At 34.6% G+C, this 18,354-nt stretch carries 17 protein-coding genes, 1 tRNA gene and 1 pseudogene; 5 read left to right on the top strand and 14 right to left on the bottom strand.

The genetic code is table 11. From position 1 onward, the window contains the following. Positions 1-8: 8 nt before the first annotated feature. On the bottom strand, positions 9-593 hold the full coding sequence (locus GVV22_RS00870; protein ID WP_159648323.1) for a TetR/AcrR family transcriptional regulator: 585 nt from the start codon (positions 591-593) through the stop codon (positions 9-11). A gap of 224 nt (positions 594-817) precedes the next feature. Then, positions 818-1,675 carry an AAA family ATPase gene (locus tag GVV22_RS00865; RefSeq protein WP_159648322.1) on the bottom strand — a complete coding sequence of 286 codons (858 nt, stop codon included), beginning with the start codon at positions 1,673-1,675 and terminating at the stop codon, positions 818-820. A gap of 271 nt (positions 1,676-1,946) precedes the next feature. On the opposite strand from GVV22_RS00865, the gene GVV22_RS00860 reads away from it, so the two are divergent. Beyond that, the gene (locus tag GVV22_RS00860) at positions 1,947-2,096 is read left to right on the top strand and encodes a hypothetical protein (RefSeq protein WP_159648321.1); all 150 of its coding nucleotides are present in this window, start codon (positions 1,947-1,949) and stop codon (positions 2,094-2,096) included. Between the two features lie 417 nt (positions 2,097-2,513). Here the strand turns inward: GVV22_RS00860 and GVV22_RS00855 are convergent, their stop codons facing one another. From GVV22_RS00855 to arsB, 3 genes are all read right to left on the bottom strand, one after another. Beyond that, positions 2,514-2,816 carry an ArsR/SmtB family transcription factor gene (locus GVV22_RS00855; RefSeq protein ID WP_159648320.1) on the bottom strand — a complete coding sequence of 101 codons (303 nt, stop codon included), beginning with the start codon at positions 2,814-2,816 and terminating at the stop codon, positions 2,514-2,516. A 79-nt stretch (positions 2,817-2,895) separates the two neighbouring features. Then, positions 2,896-3,303, bottom strand: a complete 408-nt coding sequence (locus GVV22_RS00850; protein WP_159648319.1) for an arsenate reductase ArsC — start codon at positions 3,301-3,303, stop codon at positions 2,896-2,898. A 77-nt stretch (positions 3,304-3,380) separates the two neighbouring features. After that, complete coding sequence (gene arsB / locus GVV22_RS00845; protein WP_159648318.1) at positions 3,381-4,418, bottom strand: ACR3 family arsenite efflux transporter; 1,038 nt, start codon at positions 4,416-4,418, stop codon at positions 3,381-3,383. A 440-nt stretch (positions 4,419-4,858) separates the two neighbouring features. Here arsB and GVV22_RS00840 point away from each other — a divergent pair, with 440 nt between their 5' ends. Beyond that, positions 4,859-7,006: an N-acetylmuramoyl-L-alanine amidase-like domain-containing protein gene (locus tag GVV22_RS00840; RefSeq protein ID WP_159648317.1), complete on the top strand. Its 2,148-nt coding sequence runs from the start codon at positions 4,859-4,861 to the stop codon at positions 7,004-7,006. A 1,228-nt stretch (positions 7,007-8,234) separates the two neighbouring features. Here GVV22_RS00840 and GVV22_RS00835 read toward each other — a convergent pair. The 7 genes from GVV22_RS00835 to GVV22_RS00805 form a co-directional block, all read right to left on the bottom strand. Continuing rightward, positions 8,235-9,188 carry a hypothetical protein gene (locus tag GVV22_RS00835; protein WP_159648316.1) on the bottom strand — a complete coding sequence of 318 codons (954 nt, stop codon included), beginning with the start codon at positions 9,186-9,188 and terminating at the stop codon, positions 8,235-8,237. A gap of 8 nt (positions 9,189-9,196) precedes the next feature. Then, on the bottom strand, positions 9,197-10,723 hold the full coding sequence (locus tag GVV22_RS00830) for an MBOAT family O-acyltransferase (RefSeq protein ID WP_159648315.1): 1,527 nt from the start codon (positions 10,721-10,723) through the stop codon (positions 9,197-9,199). 62 nt (positions 10,724-10,785) lie between these two features. After that, positions 10,786-11,016, bottom strand: coding sequence for an acyl carrier protein (locus tag GVV22_RS00825; RefSeq protein ID WP_159648314.1), 231 nt, complete (start codon positions 11,014-11,016; stop codon positions 10,786-10,788). A 1-nt stretch (position 11,017) separates the two neighbouring features. Continuing rightward, complete coding sequence (locus tag GVV22_RS00820) at positions 11,018-12,196, bottom strand: alanine racemase (RefSeq protein ID WP_159648313.1); 1,179 nt, start codon at positions 12,194-12,196, stop codon at positions 11,018-11,020. Next, positions 12,189-13,700, bottom strand: coding sequence for an AMP-binding protein (locus GVV22_RS00815; protein WP_159648312.1), 1,512 nt, complete (start codon positions 13,698-13,700; stop codon positions 12,189-12,191). The genes GVV22_RS00820 and GVV22_RS00815 overlap by 8 nt, the downstream gene beginning before the upstream one ends. Further along, the gene (locus GVV22_RS00810) at positions 13,700-15,013 is read right to left on the bottom strand and encodes a HAMP domain-containing sensor histidine kinase (protein WP_159648311.1); all 1,314 of its coding nucleotides are present in this window, start codon (positions 15,011-15,013) and stop codon (positions 13,700-13,702) included. The genes GVV22_RS00815 and GVV22_RS00810 overlap by 1 nt, the downstream gene beginning before the upstream one ends. Before the next feature lie 37 nt (positions 15,014-15,050). Further along, on the bottom strand, positions 15,051-15,752 hold the full coding sequence (locus tag GVV22_RS00805) for a response regulator transcription factor (protein ID WP_159648310.1): 702 nt from the start codon (positions 15,750-15,752) through the stop codon (positions 15,051-15,053). Positions 15,753-15,867: 115 nt separating this feature from the next. Between GVV22_RS00805 and GVV22_RS00800 the strand changes: the two genes are divergently transcribed. The 3 genes and pseudogenes from GVV22_RS00800 (at position 15,868) to GVV22_RS11085 (ending at position 17,175) form a co-directional block, all read left to right on the top strand. After that, entirely contained in the window at positions 15,868-16,464 is a 597-nt protein-coding gene (locus GVV22_RS00800; RefSeq protein ID WP_159648309.1) for a 4'-phosphopantetheinyl transferase family protein, read from the top strand. A 276-nt stretch (positions 16,465-16,740) separates the two neighbouring features. Next, positions 16,741-16,950, top strand: a pseudogene (locus tag GVV22_RS11090) (DDE-type integrase/transposase/recombinase); the annotation flags it as partial. Then, positions 16,924-17,175, top strand: coding sequence for an integrase core domain-containing protein (locus GVV22_RS11085; protein WP_268890708.1), 252 nt, complete (start codon positions 16,924-16,926; stop codon positions 17,173-17,175). The pseudogene GVV22_RS11090 and the gene GVV22_RS11085, both read left to right, overlap by 27 nt. Before the next feature lie 512 nt (positions 17,176-17,687). On the opposite strand, the gene GVV22_RS00785 is transcribed toward GVV22_RS11085, so the two are convergent. Together GVV22_RS00785 and GVV22_RS00780 are read right to left on the bottom strand one after the other, a co-directional pair. Further along, a tRNA-Leu gene (locus GVV22_RS00785) sits at positions 17,688-17,774 on the bottom strand. A 102-nt stretch (positions 17,775-17,876) separates the two neighbouring features. Beyond that, positions 17,877-18,332, bottom strand: a complete 456-nt coding sequence (locus tag GVV22_RS00780; RefSeq protein WP_159648306.1) for a PTS sugar transporter subunit IIA — start codon at positions 18,330-18,332, stop codon at positions 17,877-17,879. Between the last annotated feature and the right edge of the window lie 22 nt (positions 18,333-18,354).

Genomic DNA, 18,354 nt, shown 5'->3' with positions numbered 1-18,354 from the left:
TAGTTGTATTATGCAATAAGTTGCAGAAAGTCTTGGACGACTTGCTTTTGAGTCGATCCATCATTATCTATCGTACTCAGAATGATTGTGCTCTCATGAAGATTAAACACCATCAGTGCCAACTGTTCATCCGGAATGCTAGATTGAATACTCCCATCCATCTTACCAAGCCTGATTAAACCTTGATACATAGCTTTAATCTCACTAAAATTCTGCGAGATAAAGTCAGCGATACTTTTATCGATTTCAGGAATTGCACTCAAAGTATCTGTAAGCATACATCCATCAGGCAACGATTGATTATGAAGATCATCAATCAAAATATTAAAAACGGCTTGAATTCGATCACGCCCTGTTCCATCGAGCTGCTCAAGATCAGCATTACGTTTTGTCATTTTTTTCTCAGCATATCGATTAAGCGCTAATGCAAACAACGCTTCTTTGCTCTCAAACTCACCATATATACTAGAGCGACTCATTGACATTGCATCTGTCAAAATCTGCATACTTGTTTGAGAATAACCATATTCCCAAAACGCTAACATTGCTTTCTCAATTGCTTCACTACGTGAAAATTCTTTAGGTCTTGCCATAATCACCTCTGTTCTGGAATGAACGTTCCTTTATAATATAATATGAATGAATCTATCTGTCAATGGATACACCTAAAAATGAATCTGTTAATGTGTATTCATTGATTGAATCAGCTTTACCTAAAAAAAGAAAGCATCCTTGCTTTCTCTACTAGGTCATTAAATATATACATACGGAGCACCATAATAGCCTCTATCTAAAGCGACAATTGTTCATTTTAATCTTAAAAGTCAGACTCATGTTCTTTAAATAAATAATAATATTCTCGAATATTTTCTAATTCGGTCCAGTCTTTTACGCGTACTGGAACATCATCCAGGTCATAAATCATTGCACCCTTTAAACTAAGTAAAAATGGTGAATGCGTTGATAGAATAAATTGACAGTTAAAAAATCTTGCTGACTCTTCGATAAACTTACAAAGTTTTTTCTGATTACTCGCTGACAAACTGTTTTCAGGTTCATCTAAGATATAGAGTCCGTTCTCAGTTATTTCCTTTTCCCAAAACATGAGCGCCGACTCACCATTAGACTGTTCTTGCAGTGTGTTCGTCATGAGCTTATCTCGAACAAATCGAGACATTGTTTTGCTTCGTGCATCAACCTTTTCTCTTAAGCTCTCATAAGTATCAAGTTGATTTATATTCCTTGTGTCGTATTTCGCATCTAGATACTGTTGAATCAGTAATTCCTTTTGGCGATCAACACCCGTATTAATGGCACGGATATTTAAGAGATAATCAAATATATCATCACTCGTGATTACTTTAATCTCTTGTAGACCTTCGTTACGAAGATCAAATTGACAACGCGCGATGTAATTATCGAAAAATATCCCCTTATTTAAAGGGGTAATGCGTTTCGCATGACATTTTTGAGCAATAATGTTTAAAAGCGTACTTTTTCCGGAACCGTTATTTCCATAGAAAATTGTGATTGGTGCAAAACTAAGCATGTCGAGCTGCTTCAGCGGAAAAATTCCCAAAGGATAGCGAGTTGTATAGATATTTTTCGTTTCTGATTCATACACTTTGTGCTCACCAATAGCATCTAAAAGTTGAAAAGACTTCAAAAAGACCATACAATCACCTCTTTCTTAATTGCATATTTTAGTTTATCTATAGTATATCATGACGTTTACTTTTTCTGGTCGGTAAATCGCGGTCTTTTATGCTTCTAAGTATTATTTAATTCTGTTTCCGGTTGAGCTTAGTTGAGTTATTCAAATACATTGGGATTACTAAATAACTGAAGCAATTAGAGCACTTAAATCAACCACATCATTCCCTTTGCAGTTTTATGGATACTAGTACTTTTACTAAAATATTCTCCAACATTCACGAGGACGTGATTTGAATGGCATTGAAGGACTGTACCCGTCTGTAGATGAATACGTACTGCGTAAATACGTTGAAAATACGTTGTCTCAACAAAATGCCGCGATAGATAGTTTGATTCCTCTCGCACCTTTTTGGATGCAGAAACGATTGAATCAATTTTAGTCTATCTAATACGCGAAAAACAAATGGCGGAAATTGCACCATTCGTCGTATTCGCTTCTCATTTCAATAATAATACATAGAATATCAATTCGAATCGCATAATCATTCTATATTTTAATCATATAAAAAGGTTCCATAATGTGGTTACGAACACATTGTTCGATTGAATACAGTACAGGAGTTTCTTATTATGACCCAAAAAGATCAAAGCACTAATATGCTACATAATGCGTCACGTGTGTTGTCACTATAGCAGTTCACATATTATACACTGACTCCATTCATGTCCTTTTGTAATTACTATTAACTTAAAATATCACTTAAACGTCAAAGTTTTGTAGAAATCCATTAAAATTATTTATTTCCATAATAGATTTGGAATTAATAATTTTTAACCACTCAAGTTAAACCCACACATCAACAAGCATCTGATTCTCTTATGCTTGGGTCAACAGACAGCAAATCCAAGGTAAGTTTTTGAACTTTCTCGATTGAATCCTTATTAAGATAATAACGTGTCCAGTTTCCATCCTTTTGACTCGTTACAATTCCTGAATCAACGAGTATTTTCATGTGGTATGAAAGCGTCGGTTGGGTTATATTGAACGCTTCAAGAATGTGACATGCACATAAATTTTCTTTTGATAACATATTGATGATTCTTAAACGTGTTTCATCGGACATTGCTTTAAAAAGTAATGCAAAGTCTGCATTTTCCATTATATTCACTCCTTTAGAATAATTGTTTTTTGTTTTATTTCGTAATTTATGAGAACTTTACGAGTTGCGGCTGCATCCTTTAAAAAATCTGTCCGCTCTCAATTCGACGCTTCAAATTGATGATTTTTTCTTCAATTAATTTAAGCGTATTTTCAAATGTTTCTTTACCTTTACCTGATGGATCATCAAGTCCCCAATCTTCACGATGCTTGCTCGGCAAGTAAGGACAATCAACATTACATCCCATTGTAATGACTATATCGACAGTTGGGATTTCAGCAATTAACTTGGATTGCTGTGTTGCATTCATATCAATATTGTATTTTTCCTTTATTAATGAAACTGCATCTTGATTAATTTGAGGCTTTGTTTCAGTACCTGCCGAATAAGAATCAAATGTATTTGACGCTAGAATCTTTCCGACAGCCTCTGCCATCTGACTTCTGCATGAATTGTGTACACAGATAAATGCTACTTTTGGTTTCATATTTTCTCCTATTTTATCTGAATTGATGTCTATATTTTATTAGTGTTTTTTGTATCCTATGCCTTAACTCATACCAATTACTCTGGGAAATAATGCTTTGTATTGTTGGCAATTTTAACCAAGATCAGCATAATTGGAACTTCTGTTAACACCCCGACTATCGTAGCCAGCGCTACAGGTGACTGAGCACCGAACAACGCAATAGCAACCGCAACAGAAAGCTCAAAGAAATTAGAGGCGCCAATCATCCCAGCAGGCGCGGCAATACAATGTGGAAGTTGTAGCTGCTTAGACGTTCCATATGCGATGAAAAATATCAAAAACGTTTGAATCGTAAGGGGAACGGCTATCAATAAGATATGCAGTGGATTTGATAGGATAACCTCTCCTTGAAAACTAAAAATAAAAGTTAATGTTAATAAAAGGCCTACCATCGTTGACGCATCAAATTTCTTTATAAAGACTGTATCAAAATATTCTTGTCCCTTTTTCTTAACTACACAATGTCTCGTTGAAACACCAGCAATTAGCGGAACAACCACAAATAATACCACTGAAAGTATCAGTGTATTCAACGGTACGCCAACGTTTCCAACACCTAAGAGCAATGCTACGATTGGAACAAAAGCAAACAGGATAATTAAATCATTAGTCGCAACTTGGGCAACAGTATAGCTCGCATCACCATTTGTTAGATAACTCCATACGAAGACCATGGCAGTACACGGAGCAGCACCAAGAAGGACAGCCCCAGCTAGATAGTCACTCGCTAAATCTGCAGGTATTAATGCTTTAAAAACAATAAAGAAAAAGAAATATGAAATTGCATACATCGTGAAAGGCTTTATTAGCCAGTTAACGATCCAGGTTATGTACAAGCCTTTTGGATTCTTTTTAATTTGTTTTATACTTGCAAAATCGACTTTCATCATCATAGGATAAACCATGATCCAAATGAGTATTGCCATAGGAATTGACACTTTAGCATACTCATATTTATTTAAGAACGATGGAATTTCTGGTGCAAATTTTCCGATACTGACCCCAATGACCATACATACCAGCACCCATAGTGAAAGATGCCTTTCAAAAAAACTAATATTATTACGTTTCATAGTCTACCCTCCAAATAATTACCATCTAACCAAAAATTCCTATCAAAATCAGAAATTAAAAAAAAAATCTGATTCAGTTTAATCATCTCTTGTTGCTCTATATAGATTAACCTCTATATAGATGATTGTCAATATAGAGTTGAGATATACCTATTCTCCTTCTAGATGTGAAAATCTCGGAGTTTTATTTCCTACCTTTCATTTGTACAAGAAAGTTAGAATTTTTGCTTCGGTAAAGATGCCCTATGCGTTTACGAATAGTAGTTTTAACAATCATTATCTCTAACGTCTCAAAATGTTATTCATCTGCGAGATACCGATGTGATCCGTCATTTAAAAGAAATACAATTTCTATAAATATTAAGTTACTTTGAAATTTTGTTGCAAGAATGTGAATAAAGTGGTAGCTTAAATATGTAAGCGAATACAGGAGAAGATATATGAAGAAATTTATACTTGCAGTTTTGACCCTGGCTTTATGCGTAAGTCCATTTACAATGCCAGTTTACGCAGATGACGCCATCGAACCTACAATTCAATTTGATGAAACGTCACAAAAAATGATGCGCGATGTTTTTACCTTACTTAAGGACAATAAGGATAAAACAGATGCCGAAAAAATTGAAATTGTATCTGGGTACTTTTTAGATACACCTTATGTTGCAAACCGTCTTGTCGGATCAAATACGCAACCTGAAGAACTCGTTATTGCGTTAAACGAATTAGATTGCTTCACCTTCTTAGACTATATCGAAACATTCAAACGTTCGAAAAATGAAGAAGATTTTGTGAATCAACTTAAGACCGTACGCTACATCAATGCTAACGTTGAATATTTGAGCCGTAAGCACTTCTACTCAGATTGGTATTCAGAAAACCAAATCCTCACAACCGACTTATTAACACAACCTGAATTCAGTGACTTTGTTCAAACTGATTCTGTTGAACTAAACCAAGGTGCTAAAGGTGTTTATATACCAGGACTTGCTGTTCGTGAACGCGACATAAACTACGTTCCAAGGGACAAAGTATCTAATGTACTTCCGCTTCTAAAAACAGGTGATTACATTGGAATCCGTAAAAATATAGCTGGTTTGGATGTTACCCATACGGGTATCGTGATTGAGAAACAAGATGGCATCTATATGCGACATGCTTCTTCGTCAAAATCTGCTCTAAAAGTGGTTGATCAAAAAATTACAGACTACCTCGATATCAATACATCCGTAACTGGACTTTTATTTTTCCGTTCAAATGCCCAGTTCGAGCAAATTCACGGAACCATTAACATTGAATTTAAAGACGAAGTTGGCAATACAATCAACGAAACACTAACTGAAAGCCTACCCTATGGTGAGCCATTCAATATTGCGGCACCAAGCTTACCAGGATACGAACTTGTCAGTGCAACAGACAATACCGGAATCGTTCAAGATACGAATACCGTAACGTTTACCTATCGTTATACTTCCGAAGCATTTGAGATTCAATTTGATGACACTTCAAAACGCATGATGGACGATGTCTTCACCCTTCTAAGACAAAACAACCTAAAAACTGATGCGGAAAAGCTTGAAATAATTTCTGCATACTTCTTAGAAACGCCTTATGTTGCGAATCGTTTAGTTGGTTCTACAACTGATTCTGAACAACTTGTAATTGCACTAAATGAGCTAGATTGTTTTACATTTCTTGATTATATCGAAAGTTTCAAACAGTCCCATTCAGTAGAAGATTTCATTAACAATCTAAAAAATGTTCGTTACCGCGATGCTAAAGTTGATTATTTACACCGCAAACATTTTTACTCCGACTGGTATACTGAGTCACCAATTGTCGCAACAGACCTTTTAACATCACCACAATATGCTTCAATCGTTAAAACAGACTCCGTAGACTTAAATCAAGGAGCTAATGGTGTTTATATTCCAGGACTTGCTGTGCGTAATCGAGATATTAATTACATACCACGCGATAATGTAACTGAAGATGTTCTCAAGACATTCAAAACTGGTGACTATATCGGTATTCGTAAAAACATCGCAGGACTTGACGTTACACATACAGGTATTGTTATTCAAAAAGAAGATGGTACCTATATGCGCCATGCATCATCTTCAAAATCATCTCGAAAAGTTGTTGACCAAAAACTTACGGACTATCTTGAAATTAATACATCTGTATTCGGATTATTATTCTTCCGTTCGAACTCAGAATTTAAACCATTTATGAGCACGGTTACTATTGAATATACGGATGAACTCGGAAATGTCCTAATGGATGCTCAAGACATTAATTTGAAACTCATGGAATCTTACAAATTCGATGCACCTACTGTTGACGGCTATGTTTTAGTTACCGGCCCAATCGCTGAAGGTATCGCTAATACTGACGCGTTATACATTAACTTCATCTATAAAAAAATTAATGGCATCGACCCCCATGAGAAAGATACGAAAACGGGAACACTCCCAGCAACAGGCATAAATGGAACTAATGTATATTATGGGGGTGCACTTCTCATTTCATTTGGAATTGCCACTTTGTTGATTTCGAAAATGAGAAAAAGTAATAAAAAAGGGCATTAAATTAAAGTAAATTTTTTTGAATAATAAGGGGTGGATGAGTTCCCAAGACTCAACCACCTTTTATTTGAGATACGGCATTTTGAAAGGTTTAGATTTTTGAAATTGTTATCCCGATGATGTATTTCACAGGAATCACGCTTCCTTGTTGAAATTTAATGTAGTATTCGCATAGGCCCATCCCATTCCCAATCTATACCCCATTCAAACAACGCCTAAATGGAATCGAGATCATTAAATCAAAACACAAGATATCACGTCTTTTTAAAGCTCTAAATGCTAAGTGTTCTACTTACTACAGCTTTTTAAATCGTCACCCTTAAAAACGCGATATTGAAAATCAGAAGACAAGGTCTCATCTGTCTGAAATTTTAATTAAGTATAACAAGTGCTTAGGCGTAATAAAGCTCAATCGTCGTTTCTTGTTGAATATGGCATATCCATTAGTCTCGAACGTGTTCACAAACATTTATCGTCTAGACCCTAACCTCATAGTGAAGATGTTATATCTTCAGTAAAAGCATTGGAATCTTCCGTGGTGAGATTATTTCTTCAGAGAATTTTAGTGCAAGTTGGCTACTACTGCTCAAAAGAGTTAAAGATACTAATTGATTCAATGAGCACAAGTATAGTTTTAAAAGTTGTTGTTGACGTCTTTGCGATGAGTATTGGAAGCAATTGATATTTATACTGTGGTTCATACTTGATCTGATTTCTACTAGGTCTGATTTCAGATTGATTAATCACCACAAGGGGTCTCACAACGTATAAGAGTACTTTCATACCATGTTGTGAAGCATTACAATAGAACTTGGACCTAAGCATAAGTCACGATTCATCATTAATAAGTATTTAATCGATTATATTCTAAAATTAGGATAAGAATATCTATTTGAATCTTTTCTCCTAGTTCTAATTCCCCGTAAATCAACAGGATAGTAATGTTTTTAATGGACAATGAATTAGCACCATAAGCTCTACTCAATATGAAACGTTTCTCTTTCATTCTTTTGTTGTAGATTCTATCCCTATAATCGAGATAGTTTCGCTATAGAAAAACCGAACATTCTTATCAATATGTAAGATTCAGGTTCGGTTCAATTAGAATATTGTTCTAAATTATTAGATATGAGTGTAATGGTTTCAGAGTATTTGTTAAACTGTTGTCTTATATAAGCAAATAACTAAATACACTTATAACTTAGTTTTAAGTTACTGTTTGATATATAATTTATCTGTATCTATTTTTCATAGCGACTACAATTTCATCATAAGTTTTCATCTCTGACATCCATAGATCTCTATCTATGTCCATCCCATTACTTTTCAAAGCACTATTGTTTTCCAAAGATTCTGAAATAAACTCACTTACCTTCTTCGCTCCAAAGAAATTGAGATGATCTCCAGCGTCATACGTATCCTTCGACCAATCAATATTAAGGTCACTACTGAGAAGGTTTAGATCCAAGTATTGAAGTCCATTTTTAGTAGCTATATCTGAGATTACATTGTGTTGTGCATAAGTCCAATTAACAGGACTTGGTGATGAATAGAAGATTACTTGAATATCTCGCTCACGGCTTAGCTCAAGAATATTATCTAAGATCTCTCTTTGTGGTTGTTGAATCACCGCCCTTACATTCGTAGGTTTAACATAGTCCCCTTTTACATATGGATTTTGGTCAACATTAAAGTAGTATCCTTTTAGAGGATTCGGTAACATAATTGGTTGTCTAAAACTTGGCCACTGTTTTTCTTTTGCGAAGGTTTTCCAGTTGCTATGATTTTCAAAAATTGCAAATGAGTCGGATAACGTATTGGTTAGAAAATACTCTAGTTCATTAATCATTCCTGTATTTCTAAAAATAAAATTCGTTTCAATAAGGAGTACCTTAGGCTGTTGATTCTCTAACGCTTTCCTATAAACTGTACTGCCCTTTTGAAGTGTTTGAGAGGAAACGCCAAGGTTGTAACCTTTCAATCCACTTTTTTTCCAAATTTCCATCGGAGATATCGATGTGTAAGCTTCACTGTCCCCTAAAACAAGGTAATCAATCGTATCTTTTTTTTCTGATTTTATGCCAGAAACTTCTAAGGCAACAAATGATTTCGATAGTACTACAAGGAGCAGTACAAGTATGCTTATAAAAACAACAACAGTAATTGCATTTCTTAATTTTTCCATAAATCCTCCTAGAATCCAGCATAGATTATATCTACTGGTGTGTATCCAGGTCCATAGGCACCAAAAATAACAATAAATAATATTATCAAATAGGATAAGGTCCATCGAATTAAAATCGGACGCGAGTTTATACTTCTTCTTGGATCAATTTTTTTCTCCTTCATGATATCAACAATAAGCACTAAAATAATCGCTACAATTCCAATCCAGAAATCAAATATATTGAAAGAAAATCTTTCAAAAAAACCATTAGACACATCCAAAATTTCAAATTTAAAGATCACGTTTTTAGCTAAACTGAGAATTTTCCAAATACTCTCTACGCGAAAAATAAGCTCTCCAATCACGATTATCGTAATCATTTTGAATCCTTGAAATATTCGAAAGGATACGGATTTATCGTTGATATGTAGTTTCTTTTTCACTAATAATATTACTGGTGCACAAACCACGCTCAAAGAGATTAACATAAAATAATACATACCATACAACAGGTAATTCCACCCCGTACCATGCCAAAGACCGTTACAGAACCAGACCGCGAAAAGAGCTATAATGTTCGTAATTAAAAGAGCAGTGTGTTTTCCGAAAATTCTCCGAGTTCTCTTCGTAAATTGCTTCATATGACGTGATAACATCACCGGATAGAATACATAATCTTTTAACCATAAGCCCAAAGTTACATGCCAGCGTTTCCAAAATTCAACGACTGTAGTAGCAAAAAACGGTTGTCGGAAATTTTCTGGGAGTGTGATATTGAAGATTTCAGCTGTACCTAAACTAATGTCAACAATCCCAGAAAAATCCATATACAATTGAATTGTATACACCAACGCGCCAATTAGTATAATTGATCCTGAGAATCCAGCGTTATCAACGTCAATAATACTAACTACTAGACTATTCAATCGATCTGCTATCACTATTTTTTTGAAAAGTCCCCAGGTAATTCGCTGTACTCCATTTGTTAATGATACTGCTGTTATTGCATATCCAGCAAAGAGGGACTCTTGTATAGCTTTGTACCGTGTAATAGGTCCTTGCATAATCGTTGGAAAAAAAGTCAGGTACAATGCAAGTTTTAATGGATTTTTTTCGACCTCAATTGTTCCACGATAAACATCCACGCAATATGAAATTGCTTGTAAAGAGTAAAACGATATACCAAGGGGAACAACAAACTTCAACAACGGAATGCTAACCTGTGGAAGAACCAAAGCCAACACATTATTGATATTTGTAATAATAAAAGGTGTGTACTTCAACAGAACGAGTGCAGTAAGAATTAGAATAACTGCCCACATTGCTAAGTGTTTTTTTGACTGCATTGCTTGTTGACGTTCCACACTCGATATTGATGGGGTTTCTATTTGTCTTGAAATGCTACTTTTATTCAGATAGTCCATTGCCAGACCGCACATATATATATAAAGACTTGTAAAAATCACGAATAATATGAGCCACGAATTTGCCATAAAATAAAATGTTAAACTAGCTAATAAAAGAATGATCCAGCGTTTCTCTTTTGGAAACATTTGATACACAAGAAGTGTAGTCGGTATAAAAACTACGAAATAGACTGGAGACATGTACGACACTATGCGTCATCTCTCAATCTGCAAACCAAATTCCAAAGTGCTGTTTTCGAATTGAAGTTTTCAGGAACCAAATCCATAGGAGATATTTCAACATCAAATTCTGCTTCAATTTCTGTAACTAATGCTAATATTGATAGTGAATCCAGTATCCTTTCGTCAACCAACCTTGTTTCCTTATCAAAATCTACTGTTGGATTAATGTCCATTAAAATCTGTTGTAGTTGTTCCATATTATCGTCCTTCTTTCATATTAATTTTATAGGTCTCAAATGTACTTCTGATTAATTCAAATCCGCTTCTTGTTGTATAAAAATATATTTGTGGTAGGTCTCTACTTAAAAACAACGAAATTCCTTCTGTCACTGAATATGCACCTACGTTTTCAAAGACAAAGAGATCACCAACTTTTACATCATTTAGATTCTGATTTTTTAATAGAACGTCACTTGTCGTACATAATGAACCACAAATGTTCCACAGACCACTTCGACCAACCTTTCCGAGTTCTAAATGTGAATAGAAAGGAGACTTCATTGCCATGATTTGGCCAAAGTAATTCAATTGATGGATTCCTCCATTAACTATCGCAATATTTGTACCATTATTACACTTTACATCTTCGACTTTCGTCACATAATATCCACAGTGTGCGGCAAGATATCTACCCAATTCAATTGTTGTTTCTCGAGTTTCACTTTGTTTCTCTAATGCTTCAATTAGAGCATCGACCATAGCAATTTCATTAGCACTCTCGTCAACAAAGTAATCTATCGGTAACCCTGGCCCGTATTCTAATGCAATTGATTGTGAATGAGTGCCTGCAAAGGTTTCGATAAAGGAATTTAATTTTTCAAAATCACGAGTATATTTCGAAACGGTTTGGCGTTGTGTGCCAACAAAGTAATGAATCCCAACAATCTCGAGTACCGTTTGATTAAATGAATCGTTCCAAAGTCGAGCAATATCTTCTTTAGACATTCCAAACTGATTTCCTGAAGTTAATCTCAAATACACCTTTAGATGCTTCTTATGCTTCTTTCCTGCTTGATTGAGTAGGTTCCACTGTCTTATCGACTCAACCGTGTAAGTAACCGATGAACCATAATTCATGACAACGTAATCGATTTCCTCCATGCTTTTTGAAACTCCAGAGAGAATGATCTTTGACATTTCAATCTGCAATGCTTCACAAATTTTGAACTCCCCAAAAGAACACACCTCAAATTTACTGACATAGGGGTCTAAAACTTTTACCAGAAATGGATTTGCTTTCATTGCATAGCATAAGTTAATGTTTGAGTTTAAACGACTTTTAAATCTTTCAACATGAGTCACTAATTTGTCAATTTGAAAAATATAAGAAGCCTTTTCGAATAATGCTTTATTACTAATTAATATCTTTTCATCCATATTTTATCTCATACTCTTTTCTAATTTTAGTTCGATCCAACTTTCCATTTTTGTTGAGTGGCAACGTATCATAACTTACAATTATCGATGGAACCATATAATATGGCACAGATTCAATGAAATAGCGTTTCAGTTCTATGCTCTCAACTTTACCAGTGTATAGAAGAATTATCTTTTGATTCGTTTCGTTATAGAAGCAACATACTTGCGTTACGCCATCGTTTTGATAGGCAATTGTTTCTATCCCTTCAAGTTCAATACGATGTCCCATATGTTTTATTTGGAAATCTTTTCTACCAATATAGTAAAGTTTGCCATCAGTTCCAAAATAGGCTAAGTCTCCTGTGCGATACATATTTTCTGGATATTTGGTATTCAATGGATTCTGCACAAAGACACACTTAGTTTGCTCATTATTATTATAGTACCCCAAGGCCAAACACGAACCCACAACACAGATTTCACCATTTTTGTTACTATCTGTAATTTCTTGATTATTCTCATCTAACAGGACTACACATTCATTTGCGAATGCTTTACCAATAGGCATTACATACTGATCGTTAATTACCTCAGGTATCCATTCGTAGGTACAGTTGCACGTAATTTCTGTAGGTCCGTATAAGTTAATAAACTGAGACTTTGGAAGCTTGTTTTTCCATTTTATTAAAATTGGAATCGGCATTTTTTCACCACTAAACATGATCATTCTTATCTTGTGCGGTATTTTGTACTCAAGCCCTTTGAATTGAGCAATCATACTAATTGCTGATACAGCCCATACTAATATCGTAACTTCCTTCTCTATAATGTAGTCTATAAGTGTTGTGATTACTGAGAAGTAGGGTTTAGGAATTACTACGAGTGAAGCCCCTGTCGACAGACAACTGTAAATATCTTTGACCGAAACATCAAAATCGAAAGGCGCTTGATTTCCGATTTTATCGTCTTCGTTAATATCGAATACTGATGTGAAATGATCTATAAAGTCTATCACCGATCGATGTGAAACTAAAACTCCTTTCGGTAATCCAGTAGTCCCTGATGTAAAATTGCAGTAAAGAGGATCTGTATCTAATCGTGTTGAGGCGACATTCATAATTCCCTTTCTGTCTATTCTTTCATTCATTAGTGTCTCATAACTTACGAAATCACCGTCATAATTTATCGATGATGGAAATTCTTGTCCGTTTACAACTACGTACTTCGACTCAGTAATGTCAAGAATCTCTTGTATTCTAGAAGGATGCTGACTAGGGTCAATAAAGATGTAGAAACACCGAGCATAAGCAACTCCCATAAAAACAGTTAATGCTTCAATACCTTTTTCCATGTATACAATTATTGGTGTACGAGGTCTACAATGATTAAAAATGAAACTAGCACATTGTTGTGATCGAACCTTGTATTCATAATAAGTTATACTCTCATTTTTATTAATTACTGCTATATTCAATGGTTTACTTAATGCCGTTTTCTCTAAATATTCGACTACATTTTTCATTAATTCTCCTCCAATGGCATCGTTACAATTACAATGAATTTTCTGGCAGTCTGATGCACCTCAAACATTCCACCTATTTGATTCATAATACTGGCACATGTTTTTAAACCAACATTCGTACCTTTCAAGCTAATATTACTTAGATTTTTAAGATTCTCGAATTCTATCACATAACCTTTATCTCTCTTGAATCCTTTTATTGTGACATCATTTTTCATTCCATAGCGACTAATGTTACTAAAGATATTATCGAAAAGCCTATGTAAATATTGCAAATCTACCTTTAAGGTGCCTTCTGTTTCCTCTAAATCTATTTTTACTACAAATCCACCATTACTTAGATCAAATACACGTTCGTAAATTAGTTGTTGCAAAAGGATACTTAGGTTGAAGTCTTGTATGTTCGTGTCGAGATATCCTTCATTAAAGTCAAAGAAATATTGAAACATTTTATCAGTTATCAATTTTAGTTGAAACGTCTTCTCTTTACTCCTAGAAATTAGCTCTCTCTTTTGGGCATCAGTCATTTTAAAATCTTCATCCAGTAGCTCCATGTACCCAATTAATGAGGTAAGTGGTGTTCTCACATCATGAGACAGCGACCCAACTAATTCATAGTTCCTATTCACAACTTCCTGTTCCTTCTTCATTTGTTCAAGCAATGAATCACGCATGGAATCAATATTTTGCGCTAGTTTTGCAAGTTCGTTACATCCTTCCTTTGTGATTGGAAAATTGATATTTCCTGTTCCTATTTGGTTAACTTCATGCGCTAGACGATTTACTTTTTTGATTACTTTATTTGTAAACAGGATTTGAAGTAGCATCAGTAAAAGTACACCGAAACCTATTGAAACATAATTTACGATTTTAACCCAGAATAGTTCTGATGACTCACTGATATATAACGTAAATGTACCATCTGTGAACTCAACATTCCTCGTCTCATACAGTATTTCCTGAGAACCTTCATCAGGAGTCAACTCGAAGCCCTCATGGTTTTCATCAACTACTATGCTTCCTTCAACGTATACGGGTGCCATATCAGACCAGTATCCGGACTCATAAAATATGTATCCATCTGAATCTATGAGGAAAAGATAAACATCTGTATTTTGTTTTATCCAACGTGAAATTTGTGATGCATCGGTAGAAGCAACCTTATTCTCTTGAATGAAAGTAATGAAAGAGTCTTCATATGACTTCTTCCGAGATGCTATAGCATTTTCGCTTAAATAGTAACTATTGACTAAATGAGTTCCTGCAGCGTACATAAATGAAGCTAAACCAAGACTCAGTACAAGACTAAACATAAAATATAAAATATATATCCTACTTAGATGTCTAAATTTAGAGGTCCACATCAATTCGATACCCCTTTCCCCACACAGTTTTGACAATCGAACTTTTGTCGCTTGTCTCCAATTTTTTTCTCAAATTAAATACATGAACCATTACTGTATTACCAGCTTCTGCATAGTATTGCTCTCTCCAAACTTCTTCAAAGATTTGTTTAGTATCAAACACTCTACCTCTATTTCGTAATAGAAGGAATAATATATCTGTCTCTACATTTGTCAGTTCTACAGTTACACCATCATACTTTGCAATTCGTCTTTTTATGTCAAATGAGAATAAATCAAGGACTATTAGTGAATCATCGGAATTTAGAGACTTTTCACTGTATATACGGTATCGACGAATTAAAGCATCTACTTTCGCCATCAATTCCACTTTAGAAAATGGTTTGGAGAGAAAGTCATCACCACCATTGGCATACGCCTCCACAATATCTTGTTCTCCACTTTTCGCCGTAAGGAAAAGTATTGGCACATTCGTAATTTTACGTATCTTTATACAAGCATCAACACCACTTAGACGAGGCATCATAATATCAAGTAATACAAGGTCATACTGATTCCCTGATTCTACCATTTCAACAGCATCTTGTCCGTCTACACCGACTTCCACTTCATAACCTTGTAGTTCTAATTGCATTTTAAGAATATTCCGAATATCTGCTTCATCATCGGCAATTAATATTTTCTTCATATGTCATACCTCTTTGCTGATTTAATTATAGCATTTGAAATTGTGATGGATATCACGTAGAATATTAATTAAGAAAAATTAAGAAATAGTGTTCCACAATAATGGGAGTTACATCATGAATAATTTACTCATAGATCTTGTGGTTGTCCACGAATCAAGTAATAGCTTTGAATGCCTAGAGAATGATTTGTTGTTTTTGGGCTATTCGTTTAATCAAAAATCAATCAAGTACAGCGCTATGGGACGTCCCTACTTCATTGATATTCCTGTTTATTTTTCAATTAGTCATTCAAATAATTTGACTGCAATTGCTTATTCAAAAAACAATATCTCTATCGATATTGAATATCATAAAGACCGTAATTTTATCGGTTTTTCACGCAAGTACTTTTCTCCTACTGAGCAGCGAGTGTTTAATAATTCACCAAATAAAAGTCTGTTCTATGCAATTTGGTGCGCCAAAGAAGCAATCCTAAAATATACTGAAATAGGCATAAAACTCCCTGCCTTAAATAAACTTGATACATTTAATGTGCCCAGCGAGCTTTGCCACGAAGGCTCATTTTACAAGACACCTGACCGTCTAGCCCTTTACTCATATCAAAATCAGTTTACTATTTGTGTCTGTGGCACCTCTGAACAGACATATTTTGTTAATTCAATGCATGAATCCATTTATGTAGTCGATAAGACACGATTTGTATACATTTAGAGACAGCAAAATATGTAAACTAGATCCGAATAAGAATACAGATTCTAATGAGACGTATAGGTTTACGTAGCTTGTCTGTTTTATGCTTTCAATTATTATATTTATAAATTAAACAGTGAAAATTTGTTATATTTATACCCATTGTATTCTAAATATCTTACAACTTCTTTGACGCGAAAAAGCAGTATCGATTCGAATCAAGAATTCACTCCATAAGAACTCAGTAAAGTATGGGTTAGTGATTTTACTTATATTTAAACGTCTAAAGGATTTCGTTATCTTTGCGTGATTATGGATTTTTTTCGTAAAATCATTGCATGGAAGCTTTATAATCGAATGAATTCGACCTTAATACTTGATGTTTTCTATGATGCATCTAATGTAAGAAAACCTCAAGGAAATTTACTTTTCCATTCTGATCGCGCTTCACAGTATCGCTCCTTTGAAGTAAGAAAAGTAATGGATGAATATAACGTAGTACAATCCTTCTCAAAAAAGCCATATCCTTGGGATAATGCAGTTGTAGAATCATTTTTCAAATATTTAAAACATGAAGAAACAAATCGACGCTCATTTTTAGAAACAGAAGACTGCCAGAAATGTCTGTTCTCTTATATTAATGGTTTCTATAACCCATTCAGACCTCATTCGTACAACGATTGGCTATCCCCAGACGAAAAAGAACTTGAATTTAATCAATTAATTTCCTAATTACTGTCCAGTTTATTGACAACGGTCCAGACAAAAAGGTGCTTGTTTAAAACTACTATTTTGAATGTATTTGTAAAAAATATTACTATCAATAGTGGTTCGATTTTACTAAGGATTGCAGTCCTTTGTAAGATTGCAAAATTGAACCCTCGTAAGTTCAGGATCTTAATAGCTCTTTTTTTGCTTAATCGTCATTTTCGATAGTTACATCTGGATCAATATATTCACCATATTTATAATGTCTACAAGTGACACATTCATTTGCTGTAATAACACGTCTATGCTATGAGAAGATACGCTATCATTTGACGTATGTCTGATTTTCTGAATAGTTGTCGGTGGAAGCCCGTATTTTTTGGCAAACTCTCTAACTGTTAAACCTGAAACGTTAAATTCATACATTTCATGTTCAGATATCAGCATCCTAAGTAACTTTCTTAGCATTTTATCCCCTTTCCATAAATACAAAAAAACTCTGAATTAGTTAAAGTTCAGAGTTATTATTTATCAAATGGTGCCCGAGGACGGACTCGAACCGTCATGAGTTTTACCTCGCTGGATTTTGAGTCCAGTGCGTCTACCGATTTCACCACTCGGGCATTGCTTAACTATAATAATCCAAATGGGCTGATAAATCAATAGAATTTCCAATTAAAGTTAATAAAATTAGCACAATTTAATTTTAGTAGAGAAAAATGCAATTAGACAAATTTGAACAGGTCGGATTCACCATAGTTAACTTGTTTTCCCTCGGCAACCAGTTTAATTTTCTGCCCCGTCGTAAAAACTATGGGGCTAATTGTGCTATACCCCTTTTCATTAATGAAATTCAAATCCATCTTCGAAATTAGCTGCCCCTGTTTAACATATTCACCGATTTCAACCATTGTTTCAAATCCCTTTCCGTTTAATGAAACGGTATCAATTCCCAAGTGGATGATAAACTCTGAACCATCATCACAAATAAAACCTATGGCATGGCCTGTAGGAAATAACATATTTACCTCACCATCAACGGGAGCATAGATTTCACCTAAAGTAAGATCAATAGCGTATCCCTCACCCATAATTTGATTCGCGAATACCTCATCTGGAACATCTTCCAATTTCAAAACTGTACCACTTCCAAAGGATTTAAACTTTAATTTACTGGACATGATTCTTCCTCCATATAATCTA

The organism is Erysipelothrix aquatica, from assembly GCF_009828825.1.
Classification (GTDB): Bacteria; Bacillota_I; Bacilli_A; order Erysipelotrichales; family Erysipelotrichaceae; genus Erysipelothrix; species Erysipelothrix aquatica_A.
The sequence above is the reverse complement of the archived record's forward strand: the minus strand, read 5'-3'. Positions and strand labels throughout refer to the sequence as shown.

Excerpts from the sequence above, each read along its gene's own strand:
- GVV22_RS00780 (WP_159648306.1), bottom strand. The coding sequence starts at position 18,332 with ATGTCCAGTAAATTAAAGTTTAAATCCTTTGGAAGTGGTACAGTTTTG.
- GVV22_RS00805 (WP_159648310.1), bottom strand. The coding sequence starts at position 15,752 with ATGAAGAAAATATTAATTGCCGATGATGAAGCAGATATTCGGAATATT.
- GVV22_RS00865 (WP_159648322.1), bottom strand. The coding sequence starts at position 1,675 with ATGGTCTTTTTGAAGTCTTTTCAACTTTTAGATGCTATTGGTGAGCAC.
- GVV22_RS00810 (WP_159648311.1), bottom strand. The coding sequence starts at position 15,013 with ATGTTTAGTCTTGTACTGAGTCTTGGTTTAGCTTCATTTATGTACGCT.
- GVV22_RS00825 (WP_159648314.1), bottom strand. The coding sequence starts at position 11,016 with ATGGAACAACTACAACAGATTTTAATGGACATTAATCCAACAGTAGAT.
- GVV22_RS00815 (WP_159648312.1), bottom strand. The coding sequence starts at position 13,700 with ATGAAAAATGTAGTCGAATATTTAGAGAAAACGGCATTAAGTAAACCA.
- arsB (WP_159648318.1), bottom strand. The coding sequence starts at position 4,418 with ATGAAACGTAATAATATTAGTTTTTTTGAAAGGCATCTTTCACTATGG.
- GVV22_RS00830 (WP_159648315.1), bottom strand. The coding sequence starts at position 10,723 with ATGTTTCCAAAAGAGAAACGCTGGATCATTCTTTTATTAGCTAGTTTA.
- GVV22_RS11085 (WP_268890708.1), top strand. The coding sequence starts at position 16,924 with ATGGATGAATATAACGTAGTACAATCCTTCTCAAAAAAGCCATATCCT.
- GVV22_RS00840 (WP_159648317.1), top strand. The coding sequence starts at position 4,859 with ATGAAGAAATTTATACTTGCAGTTTTGACCCTGGCTTTATGCGTAAGT.
- GVV22_RS00850 (WP_159648319.1), bottom strand. The coding sequence starts at position 3,303 with ATGAAACCAAAAGTAGCATTTATCTGTGTACACAATTCATGCAGAAGT.
- GVV22_RS00820 (WP_159648313.1), bottom strand. The coding sequence starts at position 12,196 with ATGGATGAAAAGATATTAATTAGTAATAAAGCATTATTCGAAAAGGCT.
- GVV22_RS00835 (WP_159648316.1), bottom strand. The coding sequence starts at position 9,188 with ATGGAAAAATTAAGAAATGCAATTACTGTTGTTGTTTTTATAAGCATA.
- GVV22_RS00855 (WP_159648320.1), bottom strand. The coding sequence starts at position 2,816 with ATGGAAAATGCAGACTTTGCATTACTTTTTAAAGCAATGTCCGATGAA.
- GVV22_RS00800 (WP_159648309.1), top strand. The coding sequence starts at position 15,868 with ATGAATAATTTACTCATAGATCTTGTGGTTGTCCACGAATCAAGTAAT.
- GVV22_RS00870 (WP_159648323.1), bottom strand. The coding sequence starts at position 593 with ATGGCAAGACCTAAAGAATTTTCACGTAGTGAAGCAATTGAGAAAGCA.